This is a genomic window from Flavobacterium sp. 25HG05S-40 (genome assembly GCF_052654735.1).
On sequence record NZ_CP199750.1, the window covers coordinates 2,387,235 to 2,408,834 of the forward strand.

Consider the following 21,600-nt stretch of genomic DNA (forward strand, 5'->3'; position numbering starts at 1 on the left):
CTATTTTATTATAGGGGATGTAAATCTATAAAAAAATCTTACAAGAAAAATTTAGTAGGATAAAATTATCAGAAAGTTTTTTAGTAACGAAATAAAATTACTTTGTATAAAAAAACCTAAGTCCCTACTTAAATTAATTTACAATATCATATTTGTTAAAATACTATTTTAAAATAATTTTTTTATCAATATTGCTGAATATAATTCAAAATAATTAGCATTTTATTTGGCCATTACAATCAATTAGTTACATTTGATTTCCTCTTTTTTAAAACACCTAAGCGTGAATCAAAAGTTACTTTTTCAACCAACAAAGCATAAAAAAATACTGTACCTATTGTTGGGGTTCTTATTTATTTCAGCACAAACAGCTTTAGCAACAACCTATTACATCAATGATATAAGTACTAAAGGCGATATCTACACAACTACTATTGGCGTTGATTCTAATGATGGCATTACTGCTTCTAGTCCGAAAATAAGTATAACAGAAGTTTATAAAATTGCTTCTGATGGTGATACCATTATAATTGATTCTGGAAATTATAAAGAACTTACTTCCGATGGAAAACTGTTATTTGAAAACAACAAAAAGATTGTTTTTATTATTGCTGGTTCTTCGGATAAGGTTTTTTCAAAAATTCCGTTGCCAACTCATTTAAAAGTGAATCCTACAGAAATTTACATCGACCAAGATAAACCTACCGATCGAGAGAGCTACTTGAAAAAAATCCGTCTAAATCAAAATAGAAAATCCGAATAAAAGAATGAAGAATTGGATTACTATAGCGTGCTTTCTTCTAGTAGGTGTCTGCTTCTCAAATTTAGCTTATGCACAACCGTCCAATGACAGTTGCGGAACCGCAATTTCAATTGCAGTCGGAAACGGAAGCTGTAATTCTATTTTATACACTAATGTTGCGGCTACATCAGTGGGTGATCCAACAGCGCCAGCATGCTGGAATCTCTCAAGTTTAAGTCATAGCGTTTGGTTTTCATTTGTAGCAACAACAGCTGATATTGAGATTTCAACTAACTTCGGCGGCACTCTGATTGACACGCAGTTGGCAGTTTATAGTGGGAGTTGTGGAAGTTTAAGCCAGATTGGATGTGTCGAAAACATTAATACAGCCGGAGGTTTGTTGCATACCAATACTATCTTACATGGTTTAACGATTGGAAACACCTATTATCTGCTTGTTGACGGTAATGGTAATACAAGTGGTACATTTGGAATATGCGCACAAGAATCACTACCTATAGGTCCACCATTACCAACTCAGGATTGCACTGGAGCCCAAACCTTATGTAACATTGGAAACATAAGTGTTCCAGATGGGCCTGGTGGTACTGGATCGACGACCGAAGCACCTAGCTGTTTTGGCGCACCTGGAGAACGTTCTTCAAATTGGTATAGCTTTACAGCGGCCACATCTGGTGTTTTGACTTTTGCTATTACTCCAACGGCTGTTATCGATTATGATTTTGCGGTATACAATACAACCTCATCTTGTCTCGGAACAGAAATAGCATGTAACTGGAGTCCAGCCACAGGTGCCGCAGGAACTACAGGTTTAGGTTGTGCCGGGGTACAATGTGAACCCACAATAAATGTGGTTGCGGGAGAAACCTACACCATCTTGGTAGATCGCTTTACTGCAACTTCATCTGCTGGTTTTTCAATGAACTTTGCCGGAACTACTGCAACATTCGCAAGTCCAAATCCGTCTTTTACTGCCACAACAGCTTGCATCGGAACCGCTACTCAATTTACCAATACTACGAATGGAAACTTCACCTATAACTGGACTTTTGGCGATGGTTTTACTTCCAATCTAGAAAACCCATCTCATACCTATGCCTCTTCAGGATCTTATAGTGTTACCCTACTCGTAACAGCAGTTCCGGGAGGTTGCCAAAATGCTATTACCCAAACAGTAGTAGTTAATCCGATTCCTACTGTAGATGCTGGCTTGGGAGGTTCTTTATGCGGAACCAATTGTATAACTCTAAGTGGCTCAACCAATGCTACTGGCTCCATTGGTCCTGTTTCATTTACAAATGCTACAGATTATGCTATACCAGACGACGATCCTGCCGGAGTTTCCTCTTTTATTAGTGTTTCCGGAATTTCCCCGACAGTAATAAATACTACCTCAATTACTTCTGTTTGTTTGAATATCAATCATACTTTTGATGCAGATTTAGATATTTTTTTAGAATGCCCCGATGGCACAAGAATCCGATTATCTGGAGATAATGGCGGAATTGATGCTAATTATACCAATACCTGTTTTACCCCAACCGCTACAGCGTCAATTACAACGGGAACTGCTCCTTTTACTGGAGATTTTTTACCGGAGCAAGCTTTTACGCTATTAAATGGATGTACAACAAATGGAACGTGGACGCTTTTCGTAAGAGACGACGCAAGTCTTGATACCGGTGACTTACTTGATTGGACGATAACCTTTAACAACAATCTACCATCCTATAGTTGGTCGCCAACAATTGGCATGGCGAATGCAAATACATTGTCGCCTACAGTTTGTCCAACAGCAACGACTACATATACATTAACGGCAAACAGTGGTATTGGTTGTACCGCTACTGATACCGTTACTGTCAATTATTCACCTACACTTTCACCTATCATAAGCTGTGGATTATTGACTCCGAGTTCGGTAGAGTTCAATTGGCTTGCTGTACCAGGAGCTACTTCCTATATTGTTACTTATCAAATCAATAGTAGTCCAATAGTCAATGCAGGAAATATTGGAAACTTATTAACGTGCTCCGTAAACGGATTGTTACCTAGGGATAATGTAACTGTAATCATAACTCCTGTTGGTGGCGTTGGAACATGCTTTGCATCTGCTTCATTAACCTGTACAGCAAGTGCCTGTCTAGCGCCTGCTATCCCAACAATAACCACAACTGCACCTACTTGTGCCGCTGATGGCTTTTCAACGATTACGAATTTTAATCCTGCTAACACTTACACGTTTTTACCGACAGGTCCAATAACCGGTGTTGGTGGAAGCATATCAGGAGCGGTAATTGGAACTAATTACACTGTAACGGCTTCTAGTGGAGGCTGTACTTCTGCGGCTTCAACAACGTTTACCAATTTGATTCGATTGACTACTCCAGTTATTCCAACACTATCCACAACAGCACCAACTTGTCTAGCCGATGGGTTTTCAACCATAACAAATTACAATCCTGCTAACACTTACACGTTTTTACCGACAGGTCCAATAACCGGTGTTGCTGGAAGCATATCAGGAGCGGTAATTGGAACTAATTATACTGTAACGGCTTCTAATGGAGGCTGTACTTCTGCTGCTTCAACGGCATTTACCAATTTGATTCAATTGACAACACCAGCTATTCCAACAATAACCACAACTGCACCTACTTGTGCCGCTGATGGATTTACAACCATAACAAATTACAATCCTGCAAACACCTATACCTTTTCACCTAGTGGTCCAACAGCTGCTGTTGGCGGAAGCATTTCAGGAGCCGTAATCGGAACTAATTATACCGTTACTGCAACTAACGGAGGCTGTACTTCTGCGGCTTCAACAGCGTTTACCAATTTGATTCGATTGACTACTCCGACTATTCCAACAATAACAACCACAGCACCAACTTGTGTAGCGGACGGATTTTCATCTATTACCAATTATAATCCTGCCAATACGTATACCTTTTCTCCAACCGGACCAACAACCGGTGTTGGTGGAAGCATATCAGGTGCAGTCATTGGAACAAGTTATACCGTAACAGCAACTAATGGCGGTTGTACTTCTGCAGCATCAACAGCTTTTACCAATTTGATTCGATTAACTACTCCGGCTATTCCAACGATATCCACAACAGCGCCAACTTGTCTAGCCGATGGATTTGAAACAATAACAAATTATAATACGGCTTATACATATACCTTTTCGCCTGCTGGCCCAACTGCAGGTGTTGGCGGAAGTATTTCAGGAGCAGTCATTGGAACTAGTTATACGGTAACAGCAACTAATGGCGGTTGTACTTCTGTAGCTTCAACAGCGTTTACAAATTTAGTTCAATTGACAACACCAGCTATTCCAACAATAACCACAACTGCACCTACTTGTGCCGCTGATGGCTTTTCAACGATTACGAATTATAATCCCGCTAACACTTACACGTTTTTACCGACAGGTCCAATAACAGGTATTGGAGGAAGCATATCAGGAGCGATAATTGGAACTAGTTATACGGTAACAGCAACTAATGGCGGTTGTACTTCTGTAGCTTCAACAGCGTTTACAAATTTAGTTCAATTGACAACACCAGCTATTCCAACAATAACCACAACTGCACCTACTTGTGCCGCTGATGGCTTTTCAACGATTACGAATTATAATCCCGCTAACACTTACACGTTTTTACCGACAGGTCCAATAACAGGTATTGGCGGAAGCATATTAGGAGCGATAATCGGAACTAGTTATACTATAACAGCTACCAATGGTGGTTGTACTTCTGCAGCATCAACAGCTTTTACCAATTTGATTCGATTAACTACTCCGGCTATTCCAACGATATCCACAACAGCGCCAACTTGTCTAGCCGATGGATTTGAAACAATAACAAATTATAATACGGCTTATACGTATACCTTTTCGCCTGCTGGCCCAACTGCAGGTGTTGGCGGAAGTATTTCAGGAGCGATAATCGGAACTAGTTATACTGTAACAGCAACTAATGGCGGTTGTACTTCTGCAGCATCAACAGCTTTTACCAATTTGATTCGATTAACTACTCCGGCTATTCCAACATTATCCACAACAGCGCCAACTTGCCTAGCCGATGGGTTTTCAATAATCACAAATTATAATCCTGCAAACACCTATACGTTTTCACCTAGTGGCCCAACTGCTGGTGTTGGCGGAAGCATATCAGGTGCAGTCATTGGAACAAGTTATACCGTAACAGCAACTAATGGTGGTTGTACTTCTACAGCTTCTACGACGTTTATCAATTTAATTCAATTGACTACTCCGTCCATTCCAACGATATCCACAACAGCGCCTACTTGTATCGCTGATGGATTTACAATCATCACAAATTATAACCCTGCTATTACGTATACGTTCTCACTATCTGGACCAACGGTTGGTATTGGAGGAAGCATATCAGGAGCGGTAATTGGAACTAGTTATACGGTAACTGCAACTAATGGCGGTTGTACTTCTGCAGCATCAACAGCGTTTACTAATTTAGTTCGATTAACTACTCCGGCTATTCCAACACTATCCACAACAGCGCCTACTTGTATCGCTGATGGATTTACAATCATCACAAATTATAACCCTGGTATTACGTATACGTTCTCACTATCTGGACCAACGGTTGGTTTTGGAGGAAGCATATCAGGAGCGGTAATTGGAACTAGTTATACGGTAACTGCAACTAATGGCGGTTGTACTTCTTTGGCTTCAGCGGCTTTTACCAATTTGGTTCGATTGAATATTCCAGCTATTCCAACAATAACCACAACTGCACCTACTTGTGCCGCTGATGGATTTACAATCATCACAAATTATAACCCTGCTATTACGTATACGTTCTCACTATCTGGACCAACGGTTGGTATTGGAGGAAGCATATCAGGAGCGGTAATTGGAACTAGTTATACGGTAACAGCAGCTAATGGCGGTTGTACTTCTGTAGCTTCAACAGCGTTTACTAATTTAGTTCAATTGACTACTCCAACTATTCCAACACTAACCACCACAGCACCAACTTGTTTAGCGGATGGATTTTCAACAATCACAAATTATAGTGCTGTCAATACCTATACGTTCTCACTATCTGGACCAACGGTTGGTATTGGAGGAAGCATATCAGGAGCGGTAATTGGAACTAGTTATACTGTAACAGCAACTAATGGCGGTTGTACTTCTGTAGCTTCAACAGCGTTTACTAATTTAGTTCAATTGACTACTCCAACTATTCCAACACTAGCCACCACAGCACCAACTTGTTTAGCGGATGGATTTTCAACCATCACAAATTATAATCCTGTTAATACGTATACTTTTTCACCTAGTGGACCAACTGCTAGTGCTGGCGGAAGTATTTCAGGAGCGGTAATCGGAACTAGTTATACTGCAACGGCTACCAATGGAGGCTGTACTTCTACAGCTTCTACGACGTTTATCAATTTAATTCAATTGACTACTCCGTCTGTTCCAACGATATCCACAACAGCGCCTACTTGTATCGCTGATGGATTTACAATCATCACAAATTATAACCCTGCTATTACGTATACGTTCTCACTATCTGGACCAACGGTTGGTATTGGAGGAAGCATATCAGGAGCGGTAATTGGAACTAGTTATACGGTAACAGCAGCTAATGGCGGTTGTACTTCTGTAGCTTCAACAGCGTTTACTAATTTAGTTCAATTGACTACTCCAACTATTCCAACACTAGCCACCACAGCACCAACTTGTTTAGCGGATGGATTTTCAACCATCACAAATTATAATCCTGTTAATACGTATACTTTTTCACCTAGTGGACCAACTGCTAGTGCTGGCGGAAGTATTTCAGGAGCGGTAATCGGAACTAGTTATACTGCAACGGCTACCAATGGAGGCTGTACTTCTACAGCTTCTACGACGTTTATCAATTTAATTCAATTGACTACTCCGTCTGTTCCAACGATATCCACAACAGCGCCTACTTGTATCGCTGATGGATTTACAATCATCACAAATTATAACCCTGCTATTACGTATACGTTCTCACTATCTGGACCAACGGTTGGTATTGGAGGAAGCATATCAGGAGCGGTAATTGGAACTAGTTATACGGTAACAGCAGCTAATGGCGGTTGTACTTCTGTAGCTTCAACAGCGTTTACTAATTTAGTTCAATTGACTACTCCAACTATTCCAACACTAACCACCACAGCACCAACTTGTTTAGCGGATGGATTTTCAACAATCACAAATTATAGTGCTGTCAATACCTATACGTTCTCACTATCTGGACCAACGGTTGGTATTGGAGGAAGCATATCAGGAGCGGTAATTGGAACTAGTTATACTGTAACAGCAACTAATGGCGGTTGTACTTCTGCAGCATCAACAGCTTTTACCAATTTGATTCGATTAACTACTCCGGCTATTCCAACATTATCCACAACAGCGCCAACTTGCCTAGCCGATGGGTTTTCAACGATAATAAATTATAATCCTGTTAATACGTATACTTTTTCACCTAGTGGACCAACTGCTGGTGTTGGCGGAAGCGTTACAGGAGCGGTAATTGGAACTAGTTATACGGTAACTGCAACTAATGGCGGTTGTACTTCTGCTAATTCCCTTTCTTTTGTGAATGCGCCGCTTTTATTCAATATCAATTCGGCAACACCACAGCCACTTCTCTTTTGTGATGACAATAACGATGGATTTGGAACATTTGACTTAACGCAAATAATCTCTTCAATTACATTGGGAAATCCTTATTTAGTAAGTTTTCATGAGACACCAACGGATGCTGCGATTGGAGGAACAGCTATTCCAAATGCACGTAGTTACGACAACATAAATCCTAATTCGCAAACAATTTACATTAGGGTAGTCTCCAATTTATATGCCTGCTTTACGGTGATTCCAATGCAATTAATAGTAAATCCATCGCCTATTGCTACGGAACCAAATGACTATTCTCTTTGTGATACCAATGGTGATTCTATTGAAAACTTCAATTTAACCACTGTCGAATTGGAAGTATATGGTTCCATTACACCAGCCACACATACGATTTCGTATTACATTAGCTTGGGCGATGCACAATCAGAAACAGCTGCTATCACCAATGTAACGTCATTTCCTTCAAGCGGCCAAACCATTTGGATTCGGGTTGAAAATAATGCAACTGGTTGCTTTGACATTGTGACTTTAGCATTAATCGTAAATCTTATTCCGTTAGCAACACAGCCAAATTATCCACAATATAGTTTGTGTGATGCCACAATGCCGCTAGGTTTCGAGGAATTTGATTTGGGCTCTAAAATAAACGGAATAAAATTAAGCCAAAATGGAGTGAACGTAACTTTTCATTTCAATCAGACAGATGCTACAGTTGACCTCAATCCGTTACCGTTACTTTACACCAATATAGCTCCTTTTGTACAAACCCTTTGGATACGAATTGAAAATGCAGCTACGGGATGCTTCACATTATCAACCATGGATATTAGGGTCGAACCATTACCAAGTCCGATTCCGCCTGCTCAAGCGTATTCTATTTGCGATACAAATCAAGACGGATTTAGTACTTTTAACTTAAATAGTTTGACCAATGCTATGCTGCAAGGTGCCAATTATACCATCAGTTACCATGAAACTTACGATGATGCGCAGTTAGGCAATAATCCGTTGGTTAGTCCGTATGATAACATTATTCCTTTTACACAATTCCTTTACGTTTTAGCGGTCGATCCTATAAACGGTTGTCAAACTATAATTCCGATCGAGTTACAAGTAAAACCTCAGCCTATAACTCCGTTTAACATTCCTGATATAACACTTTGCGATGAAGACAGCAATACGCAAGACCTGACAACGTCATTTGACTTGACTTTAAATGAATTACTTGTTTTGGGGATTCAACCATCGGCAGCATCTAACTATAACGTAACTTATCATATTTCACAAACGGATGCCAATACAGATAATGCTCCTATACTTCAACCAACAAATTACATTGGAACGCATCTGGAGATTATTTGGGTACGCATTGAAGACAGTGTGACTGGATGTTTCAGTATTGGGTCTTTTGAATTACGTATTAATGCACCTCTACTCCTTTCGACTCCAACACCACTTAATGTATGTGATGCCGATGCAAATCCGAATAATCAATTTACTGTTTTTGATTTAACCGTAAAAAACAATGAGATTACCGGAGGACAAGCTAACATGCAAGTGACCTATTTTCCGGATTATCCTGTTACGGCATCTAGTATTCCAATTTCAAATCCATCCGCTTATCCTAATTATATTCTGGCGGTACAAACTTTGGGAGTTATGGTGACCTCGCCTGACGGTTGCAGAAGTTACACTTCTATGGACATTCGCGTCTTGCCAATTCCGGTTCCGAATAGTACCGCCATTACGCCATTACCACCACAGTGCGATGTAAACAATACCGGTGACATGCTTGAGATTTTTGATTTAACAGCAAATGCTTCTATCATCATCAATAGAGATCCATCACTGACTTTACATTATTATCCTTCCTATAACGATGCATTGGCAGATACAGCCGAAATTCTAACGCCAGCAACAGCACTTGTGGGACAAAATGTTTGGATAAGGGTGGAAAATAACAGCGTGGATTATCTTGGGAACAACTGCTTTGTATTATTGGAACAACCTCTTACCGTATATCCTTTGCCGAGTATTGTTCAACCAATGTCATTTCAAGTATGTGATGATGATACTGATGGAAGTGTGATGATAGATTTAACGACAACAAACATTTCTTTGCTTGCTAGTGGTCAATCGGTTAATGATTTTTCGATTACTTATTATACTAGCGCTCTCAATGCTCAACTGGGGACAAACCCTATTACAAATCCTACTCAATTTATTAACCTAACTAATCCACAGATTATCTATGTTAGAATTGTAAATACCAACACTGGTTGTATAAATTATAATGGACAATTTACTCTTTTCATTAACCCTCAACCTACAGTTACTATTCCCTCAACTTATGGAATTTGTGATACAGATGGGACAAATGACGGCTATTTTACACTAGACTTAAGTTCGTATGTCTCTGGAATTATTGGCAGTCAAACCAATGTTTCTGTTACTTTTTATGATAGCCAGTCGGATGCTTTGACTAGAAATAATCCAATAATAAATTTGATAAATTATCAAGCGTATACCCATGCTCTTTGGATTCGTGTGGACGATTTAACAACCGGTTGTTACAAATTAGCATCATTTAATATCATAGTCGAACTTTTGGCAGAACCAAACATTACGGCTCCAAGTGATATCATTTGTGTCGAATATGGAACAAACATTTTACTTAGCGGACTCACATTAGATAGTGGCATTACCAATCCAAATTATACGTTAGAATGGTTTGAAGCCAGCAACCCCACTACTGTTTTAGGTACAGGTTTCACCTACACCATTACTACAGTAGCATCAGGAAATTATACGGTTGTAGCTACTAGTACGAGTCCATTGGCATGTCCATCTAATGCATCCAATGTTTATACGGTTACACAATCCGGACCGCCTCAATTTGCCTCACCACCTTATGCTGTGAGTAATTATTTTGCTGAAAATCAAACTGTAACTGTAAATACGGTTGGCTTTGGTGTTTATGAATACAGTTTAGATGATGGTCCTTTTCAGAGCAGTTCTATTTTTGAACATGTTTCAGTCGGAAGTCATACTGTTACTGTAAGAGATGCTACAGGTCGAACTAGTTGTGGCGAACTGTCTTTGAATGGCATTCAGACCATCGATTATCCGCATTATTTCACTCCGAATGGCGATGGTTTTAACGATACCTGGAATGTTAGAGGTTTGAATCAGGCGAATGCCCGACTTTACATCTTTGACCGATACGGAAAACTTTTGAAACAAATCAGCGTAAACGGTGATGGCTGGGATGGTACGCTTAATGGTCATCCATTACCCTCGACAGATTATTGGTTTACAATTGAATATCTGGAACAATCCCAATGGAAAGAATTCCGGGCGCACTTCACTCTGAAAAGATAAAAAATCCATAACGAAATTTGCTATATTTGAAAACAAATCCTTTGTTATGGAAGAATACGGGAAAATATTACTGATAGCCATGCCTTTTTTTCTGCTGCTGATTGTCATTGAAAGAACTTATGGCTATTTTAAAGGCATCAATCACACTCCGATGATGGATAGTGTTTCGAGTATCAGCTCAGGCATGACCAATGCCGTGAAAGACGCCTTGGGTTTGAGTATTGCGATTATTTCATATGAATGGATGGTTTCGCATTGGGCGCTTTTTCACATAGAAGCTTCGGTTTTAACCTATATCATCGCTTTTTTTGTTATCGATTTCTATGGGTATTGGGGACACCGATGGGCTCATCAAATTAATTTCTTTTGGAACAAACACGCGATTCACCATAGCAGCGAAGAATTTAATTTGGCTTGTGCTTTAAGGCAACCAATTTCAAGTTTTGTCAATTTGTTTACGTTTCTTTTACTTCCTGCGGCATTAGTTGGAGTTCCGGCACGAGTGATTGCAGTATTATTACCGCTGCATTTATTTTTACAGTTTTGGTATCACACCCGATTTATTGGCAAATTGGGATTGCTCGAAAAATTTATGGTTACTCCTTCTCATCACAGAGTCCATCACGCTATCAATCCGGAATACATGGATAAAAACCATGGACAGATTTTCATATTTTGGGATAAATGGTTTGGGACATTTCAGGAAGAGCTGGACTCGGTTCCTCCTGTATTTGGCATCACCAGACCGGCTAGAACATGGAATCCTATCCGAATCAACTTTCAGCATTTGTGGCTTTTGATTCAAGATGCTTATCGAGCTGAAAACTGGAAAGACAAATGTACTATTTGGTTTCAACCTACAGGTTGGCGTCCCAAAGATTTTGATGAAAAATACCCAATTGCTAAAATTGACAATGTCTATCGTTTTGACAAATACGGTCAACAGCATTCGGCACTTTTAAAATATTGGTCGGTAGTGCAATTGTTTGTCACTCTTGGATTGATTAGTTATCTATTTGGAAACATTGCTTTGATTGGCTTACCTAACATTTTCTTGTATGGAGCCTTTATATTTCTGACGGTTTACAGCTACACCGAACTGATGGATACCCGAAAATTCTCTGTCTTTTGGGAAGGGTTACGATTGCTCTTTTCAATGAGCATTCTCTATTACTATGACGATTGGTTTGGTATGAATACTTATTTTCCTTATGCCAATTGGCTGCTTGTTTCCTATTTTACGCTATCGTTACTGATGAGCACTTATTTTGTTGTAGTCGAATTTAAAAATACCCCAAATTCCCTTTCTTATGATAAATAGCCAACGACTGCTTCAAGGATTTATTGCTTTTGGAGTGTTGTATTTGTTGTTACTGCTGTTCGGTAACGATGTCCTAACTTGGTATTTGAAACCACTTTTAGTTCCCTTTTTATTCTATGCCGTAGTCAAAAGCGAACGTTTTGTTACTAAAAAATGGCTAGTGTCTGCGCTATTCTTTTCGTGGATTGGTGACTGTATTTTGATGTTTGCGGACCAGAGCGAATTGTATTTCATCTTTGGATTGACTGCCTTTCTTGTAGCGCACATATTGTTTATTATACTTTTTACCAAACAAAAGGCAAAAATTGTCAGCTTTAATAAGCCCTTGTTTTGGTTAGGTTTCGTTGTCGCTACCTTCTATTTAATCGGAATGCTTTCACTTTTACTCCCTACATTGGGTGATTTAAAGCTTCCGGTTGCCGCTTATGCCTTAATCATTACTGTTATGCTCAAAACCGCTTTAAAAGGAACTCTTGATTGGGAACCAAAGTCGAAGTATCAGGTATTTTTGGGTGCTGTATTCTTTGTTGTTTCAGATAGTATTTTGGCGATTAACAAGTTCCATACTTCTATTCCATTAGCATCATTTTGGATAATGCTCACTTATTTGATAGCGCAATTTTGTATAACCGATGGTATACTGAAGCTGAACCAAAAAAATAGCATTTCGGATTGAAATGCTATTTTATGTGTTAATGCGGCAACTTATCTTTTAAAAGTCCGTATAAAAACGTTCCGAAAACCGCTCCAATCAAGATTAGCCCAACGCTCAAAAATCCGGCACCTAACATGATGAATATCGGTCCGGGACAAGCGCCTACCATTGCCCAGCCTAAACCAAACAAGACTCCACCAATCCAATAACGGGCACTTCCTTTTTCCTTATCGGCAATAAGGATCAGATTTCCATCGATGTCTTTTAATCGCTTTCTTTTGATAATTTGTATGCCAATGACGCCAACTGCAATAGCGGTCATGATGATGCCATACATATGAAACGATTGAAATTGGAACATTTCATAAATTCGGTACCACGAAACAGCTTCAGCCTTGGTTAATACAATTCCGAAAACAAAACCTACAAGTATGTATTTTAAATAGTTCATAGCTTAGAATAATAAAGGTAAAATTAGATGCGCCATAATCAAACCACCAATAAAAAAGCCAATAACAGCTTTCAATGATGGCAATTGCAAATTACTCATTCCGGCAATGGCATGTCCCGAAGTACAACCTCCGGCATAACGCGAACCAAAACCTATGAGTAAACCGCCTACTAATAAAATGAGTATCATTTTTGGAGATTCAAATATTTGGTTTCCGAATATAGTATCGGGTAATAATTTTCCGTTGGGAGCATCGATTCCCATAACAGCTAATTGTTCAATAGTTTTAGGATTAATATCCACATTGGAAGCATCGCTCATAAAATGAACCGCAACATAACCTCCAATCATGGCGCCGAAAACTACGGCTAGATTCCAGCGTTGCGATTTCCAATCCCAATCAAAAAAAGGAACGCTTCGACCAACGCCTGTCATAGAACAAAGGGATCGCAAATTAGACGACATTCCGAATACCTTCCCGAAATAATTCAGCACCAGCATGACTAATGCGATTAGAAAACCAGCCACCGACCAATGCCAAGTGTGTGTTATAAATTCCATACTATCATTTTTTACAAAAATAGCAATATAAAATTATCGAAATGAAGTATTTTTGAATGCAAATTAACATCCAAAATGAAAAATTTTTCGATTGAAATAAAATGGGCGCTACGTTTTACCCTATTGACATTAGCTTGGGCCATAGGAGAAAAGGCTATTGGGCTCCATGATGAACATATTCAAAACTATGCGTTGTATACCAATCTATTTGTAATACCGGCATTTTTGTTTTTTTATCTGGCTATAAAAGAGAAGAAAAAATATGTTTTTAACAACAGTATGAATTGGATGCAAGGATTTGTAAGTGGTATGATCATGACCTTCATTATTGCCCTGTTAAATCCTTTTGCACAGTACATCATCTACAAAAGTATCACACCTGATTTCTTTGAAAATATTATTGCTTATAAAATACAAAACAAGTACATGACACTTGAAAATGCTAAAATTTATTTCAATCTAAAAACGTACTTATTAGAAAGTTCTTTCACGGCAATTTCAAAAGGTTTGATTACAGGAGCACTGGTTTCGTTGCTACTTCGAAACAAAAAACAATAATATAGCACGATTATTGCTACACCAATAAAAAGTCTGAAATCATGAAAAACCTAATCCAATTTATTCCTTTTATTACGCTGTTTACGGTATTTACATCGTGTGTGAGCACCAAATCTACTTTAAAAAATGTAGACGACAATGCTCCAATTCCGAAGCTTTCCAAAGACAATACCTTTGTCCTAACAGAATACAGCAAAGACTTAAAATATGGATATGATGCCGATTATCCAGTTAATGTATTCTATATCAATACCAAAGACGAAAATTTAAATGCGCAACGGTATCTTAATGCTTTGGCAGGACCAAAAGGCGAAAAGATAAGCTATACTAAAATCGAAAGCTGTTGTCCTTTTCCAACCAAAAGAATCGAAATGGGTGCCGGATTTCTAGATGTTTACGAACTAAAATGGGAAGGACAAGAAAAACCCATCCGTTTGTATGTAAACATTTATGAACGAGGCTATTTACTTGTTCCCATGGGTCTTTCGATAAAAAAATAACTTAACAAATTGTTGTCAAAAAGCGGTCAAAAAGTCTTACCTTTGCAGCCTTAAAACACACACTTATGAATATTACTGCTATTCCACAAATCAAAAATACTGATAGTGGAAACTTCTTTGTTCTAGCGGGACCATGTGCCATTGAAGGAGAAGAAATGGCAATGAAAATTGCCGAAAAACTGGTTACCATTACCGACAAATTACAAATACCTTACGTTTTCAAAGGCTCTTTTAAAAAAGCAAATCGCTCCCGAATTGATAGCTTCAGTGGCATCGGAGATGAAAAAGCATTGAAAATCCTCCGAAAAGTTTCCGAAACCTTTCACATTCCAACCGTTACGGATATTCACACTAATGAAGACGCCGATAAAGCAGCTCAATATGTAGATGTTCTTCAGATTCCGGCCTTTTTGGTACGCCAAACCGATTTGGTTGTAGCTGCAGCAAACACCGGAAGAACCGTCAATTTGAAAAAAGGGCAATTTATGAGTCCGGAAAGCATGAAACACGCAGTTCAAAAAGTATTGGATTGCCATAACGAAAATGTCATGGTTACTGATCGAGGAACAATGTTTGGCTATCAAGACATGATAGTGGATTTTCGTGGTATTCCAACAATGCAAAATTACGCTACCACTGTTTTAGATGTTACGCATTCGTTACAACAACCTAATCAAACTACCGGCGTAACCGGTGGAAGACCCGATATGATTGAAACCATTGCCAAAGCCGGAATTGTAGTAGGTGTTGATGGTATTTTTATTGAGACTCATTTCGATCCCGCCAATGCCAAAAGTGACGGTGCCAATATGTTGCATTTAGACTATTTTGAAGGTTTAATGACCCGTTTGGTGGCTATCAGAAAAACCATAAACCAATTTTAATATTTACGTTTTGAAAAACTTTTTTATACTATCGTTACTTGCTTTTTCTATGGTAACGCCAACTATTTTTGCTCAGGATAAACCTGTAAACCCAGTCAAATACACCGCTCATAACAAAGGGAAAATGTATATTTTTTGGGGTGGAAACCGTGAAAGTTATTCCAGTTCCGATATTCATTTTAAAGGTCCAGATTATGATTTTACCTTGTACGATGTTCAAGCACATGATAAAGCAAAAGGATGGCATTTAGATTATGCCAATCCCGCGCGAATGACCATACCGCAAACCAATTTGAGAATTGGTTATTTCATTAACGACCACTACAACATTTCGATTGGATTTGACCACATGAAATATGTAATGACTCAAGATCAAATTGCTCGAATTGGAGGCGTTGTTGGCAATTCTTATCCAGATTATGCTGGTGTATATTTACCATCTGGAAACAATACCATTGACTTAACTGATGGTAGTTTTCTTAAATTTGAACATACGGATGGCTTGAATTATGTCAATACTGAGTTTAGTAGAGTTGATGATATTTCAAAACTTTTTAAAATAAGAAATACCGATAAATTTCAAATTAATATTACTGAAGGTGTTGGTGGTGGTTTTTTATATCCAAAAACAAATTCTACGTTACTTGGTAAAGAAAGACATGATGATTTTCACATTTCCGGATTTGGCGTTTCTGCTAAAGTTGGATTGAACTTTACGTTTTTCAAACACTTTTTTATTCAAACCGAGTTAAAAGGTGGTTACATCAATATGAATGACATCCGAACTACCAATGACCCATCAGACTCGGCCTCACAACACTTTATGTTTTTGCAAAGAATCATCGCTTTTGGTGGCATTTTTATGATTTAAAAAGTTATACTTAAAATACAAAGTCCCGATACTAGTTTAGTATCGGGACTTTTTTTAATACATTTTTTTGGCTTCTTGTATTACTGATGACAAGATCTTATTATCAATACTTTCCAAAGAAAAATAACGCAATGATTTATAAGTATTTCTATTTTCACCATTCAAAAATTCGAGATTATTCTGCAACTGAAAGCCTTTACTAAAGGCCGCATCTACATACTTTCCTTTATGACTGGCATTTAAAAAGCAGAAAGGTTTCTTTTTATAATAATAGAAAGGAATTTTCCACTTGAATTCTAAAGTAGCATCGGGTATCTCCGTTTCAATCACAGCCATAATGTGCAAAAGCATTGAGCGATAGACTTCTGGTTGATTCAGAATGTAATGGTCCTGAGGTTTCATTTAATCGATGCCGTATTGGTCAAATAAGTAAATCAAGGACGCCATCGAAGCTGCTCCAAGCTCCAATTCACGTTTATTTACAGCGTCAAACGTATCGTTTGCCGCATGATGATAATCAAAATAGCGTTGTGAATCCGGACTTAATCCCGCTTTGACAATCTTTGTAGAGGTTAAATGACCAGTATCCGAACCGGTTCCACCTAATGTGAAATTGTGAATCAAATAAGGTTCAAATAAATATTTCCAGCCCAGAATCTTTTGAAAATTAGCGGCATCACATTGAAAAGCAAAACCTCTTGGTGAAAATCCTCCACAATCGCTTTCCAATGAAAAAATATGGTTTTCCTTATTTATTTTGGATAATTCCTCATACTTTTTTCCGCCCCTGCCTCCAAACTCTTCGTTCATAAACAAGACCGCTCTGATCGTATTTTTAGGTTTATAGTTAAGTTTTTTAAACAATTCCAAAACTTCCATGCTTTGAACCACTCCGGCACCATCATCATGAGAACCATCCGCCAAGTCCCAGGAATCAAGATGTCCGCCAACAATCAGTATTTTTTCAGGATGTTCCGAACCTGTGATTTCACCAATCACATTATACGAAAGCACCTCGCTTAAAGTTTGGCACGAAAGCTTCATGTAAAATTTAAGATTGCTGTTTTCTTTTAGCTTTTTACTCAATAATTCGGCGCCATTCGTACTAATAGCAGCAGTCGGAATGTACTTTTCTTTCGGTAAATCTCCATAACTCTGCATTCCGGTATGAGGGAAATCATCGAGTCTCAAGGTCATCGAACGTACGATCGTACCAACAGCTCCCATTTTAGCTGCTTTTTCAGCGCCGTAAAATCGTTGATCCACACAATGACCGTACGATTTGAACGTATTAATGTTTTCAGGTTCCATAGGGCGATTGTAAAAAACAATTTTACCCTTCACCTTTTCAGCATCCAATGCTTCAAGTTCTTTAATGCTTTGTACCTCAATAATTTCGGCTGTTAAACCACTTTTTGACGTGGCAATAGATCCACCCAAAGCACAAATAGGAAGATTGGTTTTGGTTTTGTTATCGATAATATAAGCGGTTTCCTTTTCGCCTCTTACCCAATTGGGCACCATTACTTCCTGAAGATATATACGATCTAAGCCTAAATTTTCTAGTTGTTGTTTGGTAAACTGTACTCCTTTTTCAGCACCAACAGAACCTGACATTCTGGAACCAATCGAATTCGACAGATACGCTAACCAAGAATAACAACTTGATTTAGTCAAGGAATACTTGTAAATATCCGCAATCATTTTTTGGTCATTGCTTTGCGAATAGGCCATTGAGGTAACAAGAAAGGCGATTAAGGCAGTTTTTTTCATCAGAAATATTTTTCTCAAAAATAATTGAAAAAACATTTGGTTGAGAAAATATTATTCATTTACTTTGTTTTTCAAAGTACTTTAAAATGAAAAACGAAAAATACCTTAAAGACATTTCAGAAATCAAGAACATCATGGATAAATCCTCGCGATTTATTTCGTTGAGTGGATTATCCGGAATCTTAGCCGGAATTTATGCCTTAATTGGTGCCTGGCTCGCCTACAACACCATATATTTTGATACTACTACTCTAGGAGAATATGACGATTTAGTGATTACGCAGCCCATGATTGAAAGATTGTTTATAGTAGCTTTTGCTGTTTTGTTTTTATCGGTGATAACAGCCGTGATCATGAGTGCTAATAAAGCAAAAAAGAGTAATGATACCCTTTGGAATGCTTCCTCTAAAAGACTTTTGATTAATTTTTTAATTCCGTTAGCTTCGGGAGGATTTTTTATTCTATTTTTAATCGAAAAGGACATATTGGGTTTAGTGGCACCTTTGACCTTATTGTTTTACGGATTAGCCTGTGTCAATGCCAGTAAATATACCCTTGGTGATGTTCGCTATTTAGGGATTACTATGATTATATTAGGATTGCTTTCCACTTGGTTTTTAGGTTACGGTTTGTTATTTTGGGCCTTGGGATTTGGGGTTTGTCATATTGTTTATGGTAGCATGATGTATTTTAAATACGATAGAAATTAATTTTGAAGAGTATCATCCAAAATATCAACAAAGCTTTTGATCACAGGATTCGTCTTGGGATCATGTCGGTATTGATGGTCAATGAAAGTGCCGATTTTAATACGCTCAAAGAAATCCTTGGTGTTACAGATGGTAATTTGGCTAGTCACGCGAAAGCCTTGGAAACCGAAGAATATATTAGGATTGAAAAACAATTCATCGGAAAAAAGCCCAATACCAGTTACATCGCCACAACAAACGGAAAAAAAGCCTTCAGAGAACATATTGAGGCGCTGGAAAAATTAATACAAAAAAGTTAACCCTATTTTTTTATCAACTTACTTTGAAATACAAAGTACTTTTAAAACAAGCTATGAGAGCACTACTTATCGAAAAGTTATACGAATGGACCAAGAAACCTTACCAGAAATACTTCAAGAAAAACAAACCTTGGAATCTTACGCCCAAAGAGTTAATTCTATATCCTCAGGAATCCTTGGGATTTCACATGGGTTGCTTTTTGCTGAAATACAATTTTGAGATGCAACCCAAACTCGAAGATCATGATGTCATTCATGTTTTGACGAACACAGGTATCTCTGTCCCTGAAGAAATAGCGATGCAGTATTTTTTATTGGGAAACGGGAAGAAAAGTTTATATATGGCTTTTGTGCTTGTAATTGGAACCTGCTTCTACCCTACTCAACTCCAATTCTTTTACAACTTCTACAAAAGAGGAAGAAGCGCCCATCAATTTCACCATTTGGATTTTGAGAATATGCTTTACCAACCAATATCAGAAATACAATTCACCTTTAATATCAAATAAATCATGCTAACACCAACACAAACCTCATCAAGCTCCGGAAAATTTTCAACCTATTTCGCACTCACCTGTTTCGGAATCGGAACCTTATTACTACTCATTCATTTGGCATTTCCTCATGATGTTCAAATACTCATTTTGGGGTTTCTCTATGTCGTAATTGCCCTTATTTCGAACTTAATCGTATTGCTGAGTTTATGTTATCAATGGCATATAAAACCTCATGATAGAAAAATTATTGTCATTCGCATCTTAATTCTGTTATCCAATATTCCTATCGCTTTGCTGTATCTCAAAATCGTATTTCATAAATAAACCATTTTAAAAAAAAATTAAAATCATGGAAAATCAAGAAAATCAAGTTCCAGAAGTTAAAAACTTTCTTCAATCCAATACTGCCAAAATGATTATGGTTGGATTTCTAACATTGGTATTACTAATTCCGCTATTCTTTGTGCAGGACTTAATCCGGGAACGTTCCCAAAGAAAAACCCAAATGGTTAATGAAGTCACCAATTTATGGGGACGTGATGTGCAGTTTTACGGTCCGATGCTCCGAATTCCGTACACAAGTTACGAAGCCTATAATGTAACCAATTCTAAAACCGGAGTAACCACTATTGAGCGAAGAGCAGTCAACAATTACGCCTATTTCTTTCCGAATGAATTGAAAAATACGTCCAACATTCGAAAAAATGACAATCTGAAACGTGGCATTTTCAATCATGTGGTTTTCACGGCTGACATGAACTTTAAAGGAAACTTTACAAGTCCGAATTTCACTAAACTGGGCATTGCCGAAGAAAATATTCAGTGGGAAAAAGCTGCCGTGATTGTCAAAACGACCAATCTGAAAAGCATCAAAAGTGAGTTGAAAATCCAGCTGAATAAAGACACCTTCTCGTTCGAGTCACAAAACAGCGACAAAAGCGAATATAGTGTGTTGGCAACCAACACCTTCGATTATAAAGCCTTGATGAATTCTGATAAAATCGATTTTAACTTTGCCATATCCTACAACGGCAGCAACAGTGTCAAATTCATTCCCATTGGAAAAGTAACGACAGTGAGTATAGATTCTGATTGGGAATCTCCAAGTTTTGAAGGAACTTTTGCGGCATCTGACACTACCAAAACCATCAACAAAAAAGGATTTCATGCCGATTGGAAGATATTGGACATCAACCGCACGTTTTCGCAGCAATACGCGAATGTTTTACCTGATTTGAATGATTACCTCTTTGGAGTGAAATTAATCCAAACAGTGGACGAATATCAGCAAAATGAGCGTGCTTCTAAGTATGGCTTCTTAGTCATTGGGTTAACGTTCCTGATTTTCTTCCTGATTCAATCGATAAGCAAAATCAATATCCACATCTTTCAGTATTCGATGATAGGTTTGGCGCTGATTATGTTCTATACCCTTTTGATTTCAATTACTGAACACAGTACCTTTAGTTTTGCCTACACTATTGCCGGAGCTTCGGTAATAACCATGATCACGCTCTACTCGATTTCGATTTTAAAGAATAAAAAATTCCCAATGTTTATCGGTATCGCTTTGAGTGTATTGTATTCGTTCATTTATGTAATTATCCAAATGGAAGATTATGCCTTGCTTGTAGGCAGTATCGGCTTGTTCTTGATTTTGGGAGCAGTGATGTATTTCTCAAGAAAGATAGATTGGAGTAAATAAG

At 38.1% G+C, this 21,600-nt stretch carries 17 protein-coding genes; 13 read left to right on the forward strand and 4 right to left on the reverse strand.

Annotated elements, in window-relative coordinates:
* Window positions 1-283 precede the first annotated feature (283 nt).
* The 4 genes from ACULEU_RS10355 to ACULEU_RS10370 are packed head-to-tail and all read left to right on the forward strand — an operon-like array spanning window position 284 to window position 12,811.
* Complete coding sequence (locus ACULEU_RS10355) at window positions 284-763, forward strand: hypothetical protein (protein WP_445452513.1); 480 nt, start codon at window positions 284-286, stop codon at window positions 761-763.
* A 4-nt stretch (window positions 764-767) separates the two neighbouring features.
* Window positions 768-10,814 carry a T9SS type B sorting domain-containing protein gene (locus tag ACULEU_RS10360; protein WP_445452514.1) on the forward strand — a complete coding sequence of 3,349 codons (10,047 nt, stop codon included), beginning with the start codon at window positions 768-770 and terminating at the stop codon, window positions 10,812-10,814.
* A gap of 46 nt (window positions 10,815-10,860) precedes the next feature.
* Window positions 10,861-12,135, forward strand: coding sequence for a sterol desaturase family protein (locus ACULEU_RS10365; RefSeq protein ID WP_445452515.1), 1,275 nt, complete (start codon window positions 10,861-10,863; stop codon window positions 12,133-12,135).
* Window positions 12,125-12,811, forward strand: a complete 687-nt coding sequence (locus ACULEU_RS10370) for a lysoplasmalogenase (protein WP_445452516.1) — start codon at window positions 12,125-12,127, stop codon at window positions 12,809-12,811. Before ACULEU_RS10365 ends, ACULEU_RS10370 begins: the two co-directional genes overlap by 11 nt.
* A 16-nt stretch (window positions 12,812-12,827) precedes the next feature.
* On the opposite strand, the gene ACULEU_RS10375 is transcribed toward ACULEU_RS10370, so the two are convergent.
* Both ACULEU_RS10375 and ACULEU_RS10380 read right to left on the reverse strand, forming a co-directional pair.
* Window positions 12,828-13,241, reverse strand: a complete 414-nt coding sequence (locus ACULEU_RS10375) for a DUF6691 family protein (protein WP_445452517.1) — start codon at window positions 13,239-13,241, stop codon at window positions 12,828-12,830.
* A 3-nt stretch (window positions 13,242-13,244) separates the two neighbouring features.
* Window positions 13,245-13,802 (reverse strand): YeeE/YedE family protein, encoded by a 558-nt coding sequence (locus tag ACULEU_RS10380; RefSeq protein ID WP_445452518.1) that lies wholly within the window; start codon window positions 13,800-13,802, stop codon window positions 13,245-13,247.
* A gap of 75 nt (window positions 13,803-13,877) precedes the next feature.
* Between ACULEU_RS10380 and ACULEU_RS10385 the strand changes: the two genes are divergently transcribed.
* From ACULEU_RS10385 to ACULEU_RS10400, 4 genes are all read left to right on the forward strand, one after another.
* Window positions 13,878-14,360 carry a DUF4199 domain-containing protein gene (locus ACULEU_RS10385; protein WP_445452519.1) on the forward strand — a complete coding sequence of 161 codons (483 nt, stop codon included), beginning with the start codon at window positions 13,878-13,880 and terminating at the stop codon, window positions 14,358-14,360.
* Between the two features lie 41 nt (window positions 14,361-14,401).
* The gene (locus tag ACULEU_RS10390; RefSeq protein WP_445452520.1) at window positions 14,402-14,860 is read left to right on the forward strand and encodes a 2-dehydro-3-deoxyphosphooctonate aldolase; all 459 of its coding nucleotides are present in this window, start codon (window positions 14,402-14,404) and stop codon (window positions 14,858-14,860) included.
* Window positions 14,861-14,925: 65 nt separating this feature from the next.
* On the forward strand, window positions 14,926-15,744 hold the full coding sequence (kdsA, locus tag ACULEU_RS10395; RefSeq protein ID WP_445452521.1) for a 3-deoxy-8-phosphooctulonate synthase: 819 nt from the start codon (window positions 14,926-14,928) through the stop codon (window positions 15,742-15,744).
* A 10-nt stretch (window positions 15,745-15,754) separates the two neighbouring features.
* On the forward strand, window positions 15,755-16,615 hold the full coding sequence (locus ACULEU_RS10400; protein ID WP_445452522.1) for a hypothetical protein: 861 nt from the start codon (window positions 15,755-15,757) through the stop codon (window positions 16,613-16,615).
* 54 nt (window positions 16,616-16,669) lie between these two features.
* Here the strand turns inward: ACULEU_RS10400 and ACULEU_RS10405 are convergent, their stop codons facing one another.
* A complete protein-coding gene (locus ACULEU_RS10405) occupies window positions 16,670-17,017 on the reverse strand; it encodes a DUF1801 domain-containing protein (RefSeq protein WP_445452523.1) in 348 nt (115 codons plus the stop codon).
* The gene (locus ACULEU_RS10410) at window positions 17,018-18,388 is read right to left on the reverse strand and encodes a M28 family peptidase (protein ID WP_445452524.1); all 1,371 of its coding nucleotides are present in this window, start codon (window positions 18,386-18,388) and stop codon (window positions 17,018-17,020) included. It lies immediately after the preceding gene.
* An 86-nt stretch (window positions 18,389-18,474) separates the two neighbouring features.
* On the opposite strand from ACULEU_RS10410, the gene ACULEU_RS10415 reads away from it, so the two are divergent.
* Genes ACULEU_RS10415 through creD form a run of 5 tightly spaced genes read left to right on the forward strand, consistent with a single transcriptional unit; the run spans window position 18,475 to window position 21,599 of the window.
* Window positions 18,475-19,098 carry a hypothetical protein gene (locus ACULEU_RS10415; protein ID WP_445452525.1) on the forward strand — a complete coding sequence of 208 codons (624 nt, stop codon included), beginning with the start codon at window positions 18,475-18,477 and terminating at the stop codon, window positions 19,096-19,098.
* 2 nt (window positions 19,099-19,100) lie between these two features.
* Window positions 19,101-19,397, forward strand: a complete 297-nt coding sequence (locus ACULEU_RS10420) for a winged helix-turn-helix domain-containing protein (RefSeq protein ID WP_445452526.1) — start codon at window positions 19,101-19,103, stop codon at window positions 19,395-19,397.
* A 53-nt stretch (window positions 19,398-19,450) separates the two neighbouring features.
* Window positions 19,451-19,906 carry a Coq4 family protein gene (locus tag ACULEU_RS10425; RefSeq protein ID WP_445452527.1) on the forward strand — a complete coding sequence of 152 codons (456 nt, stop codon included), beginning with the start codon at window positions 19,451-19,453 and terminating at the stop codon, window positions 19,904-19,906.
* Between the two features lie 3 nt (window positions 19,907-19,909).
* Window positions 19,910-20,218, forward strand: a complete 309-nt coding sequence (locus tag ACULEU_RS10430; RefSeq protein WP_445452528.1) for a hypothetical protein — start codon at window positions 19,910-19,912, stop codon at window positions 20,216-20,218.
* Window positions 20,219-20,243: 25 nt separating this feature from the next.
* Complete coding sequence (gene creD, locus ACULEU_RS10435) at window positions 20,244-21,599, forward strand: cell envelope integrity protein CreD (protein ID WP_445452529.1); 1,356 nt, start codon at window positions 20,244-20,246, stop codon at window positions 21,597-21,599.
* Window position 21,600 lies beyond the last annotated feature (1 nt).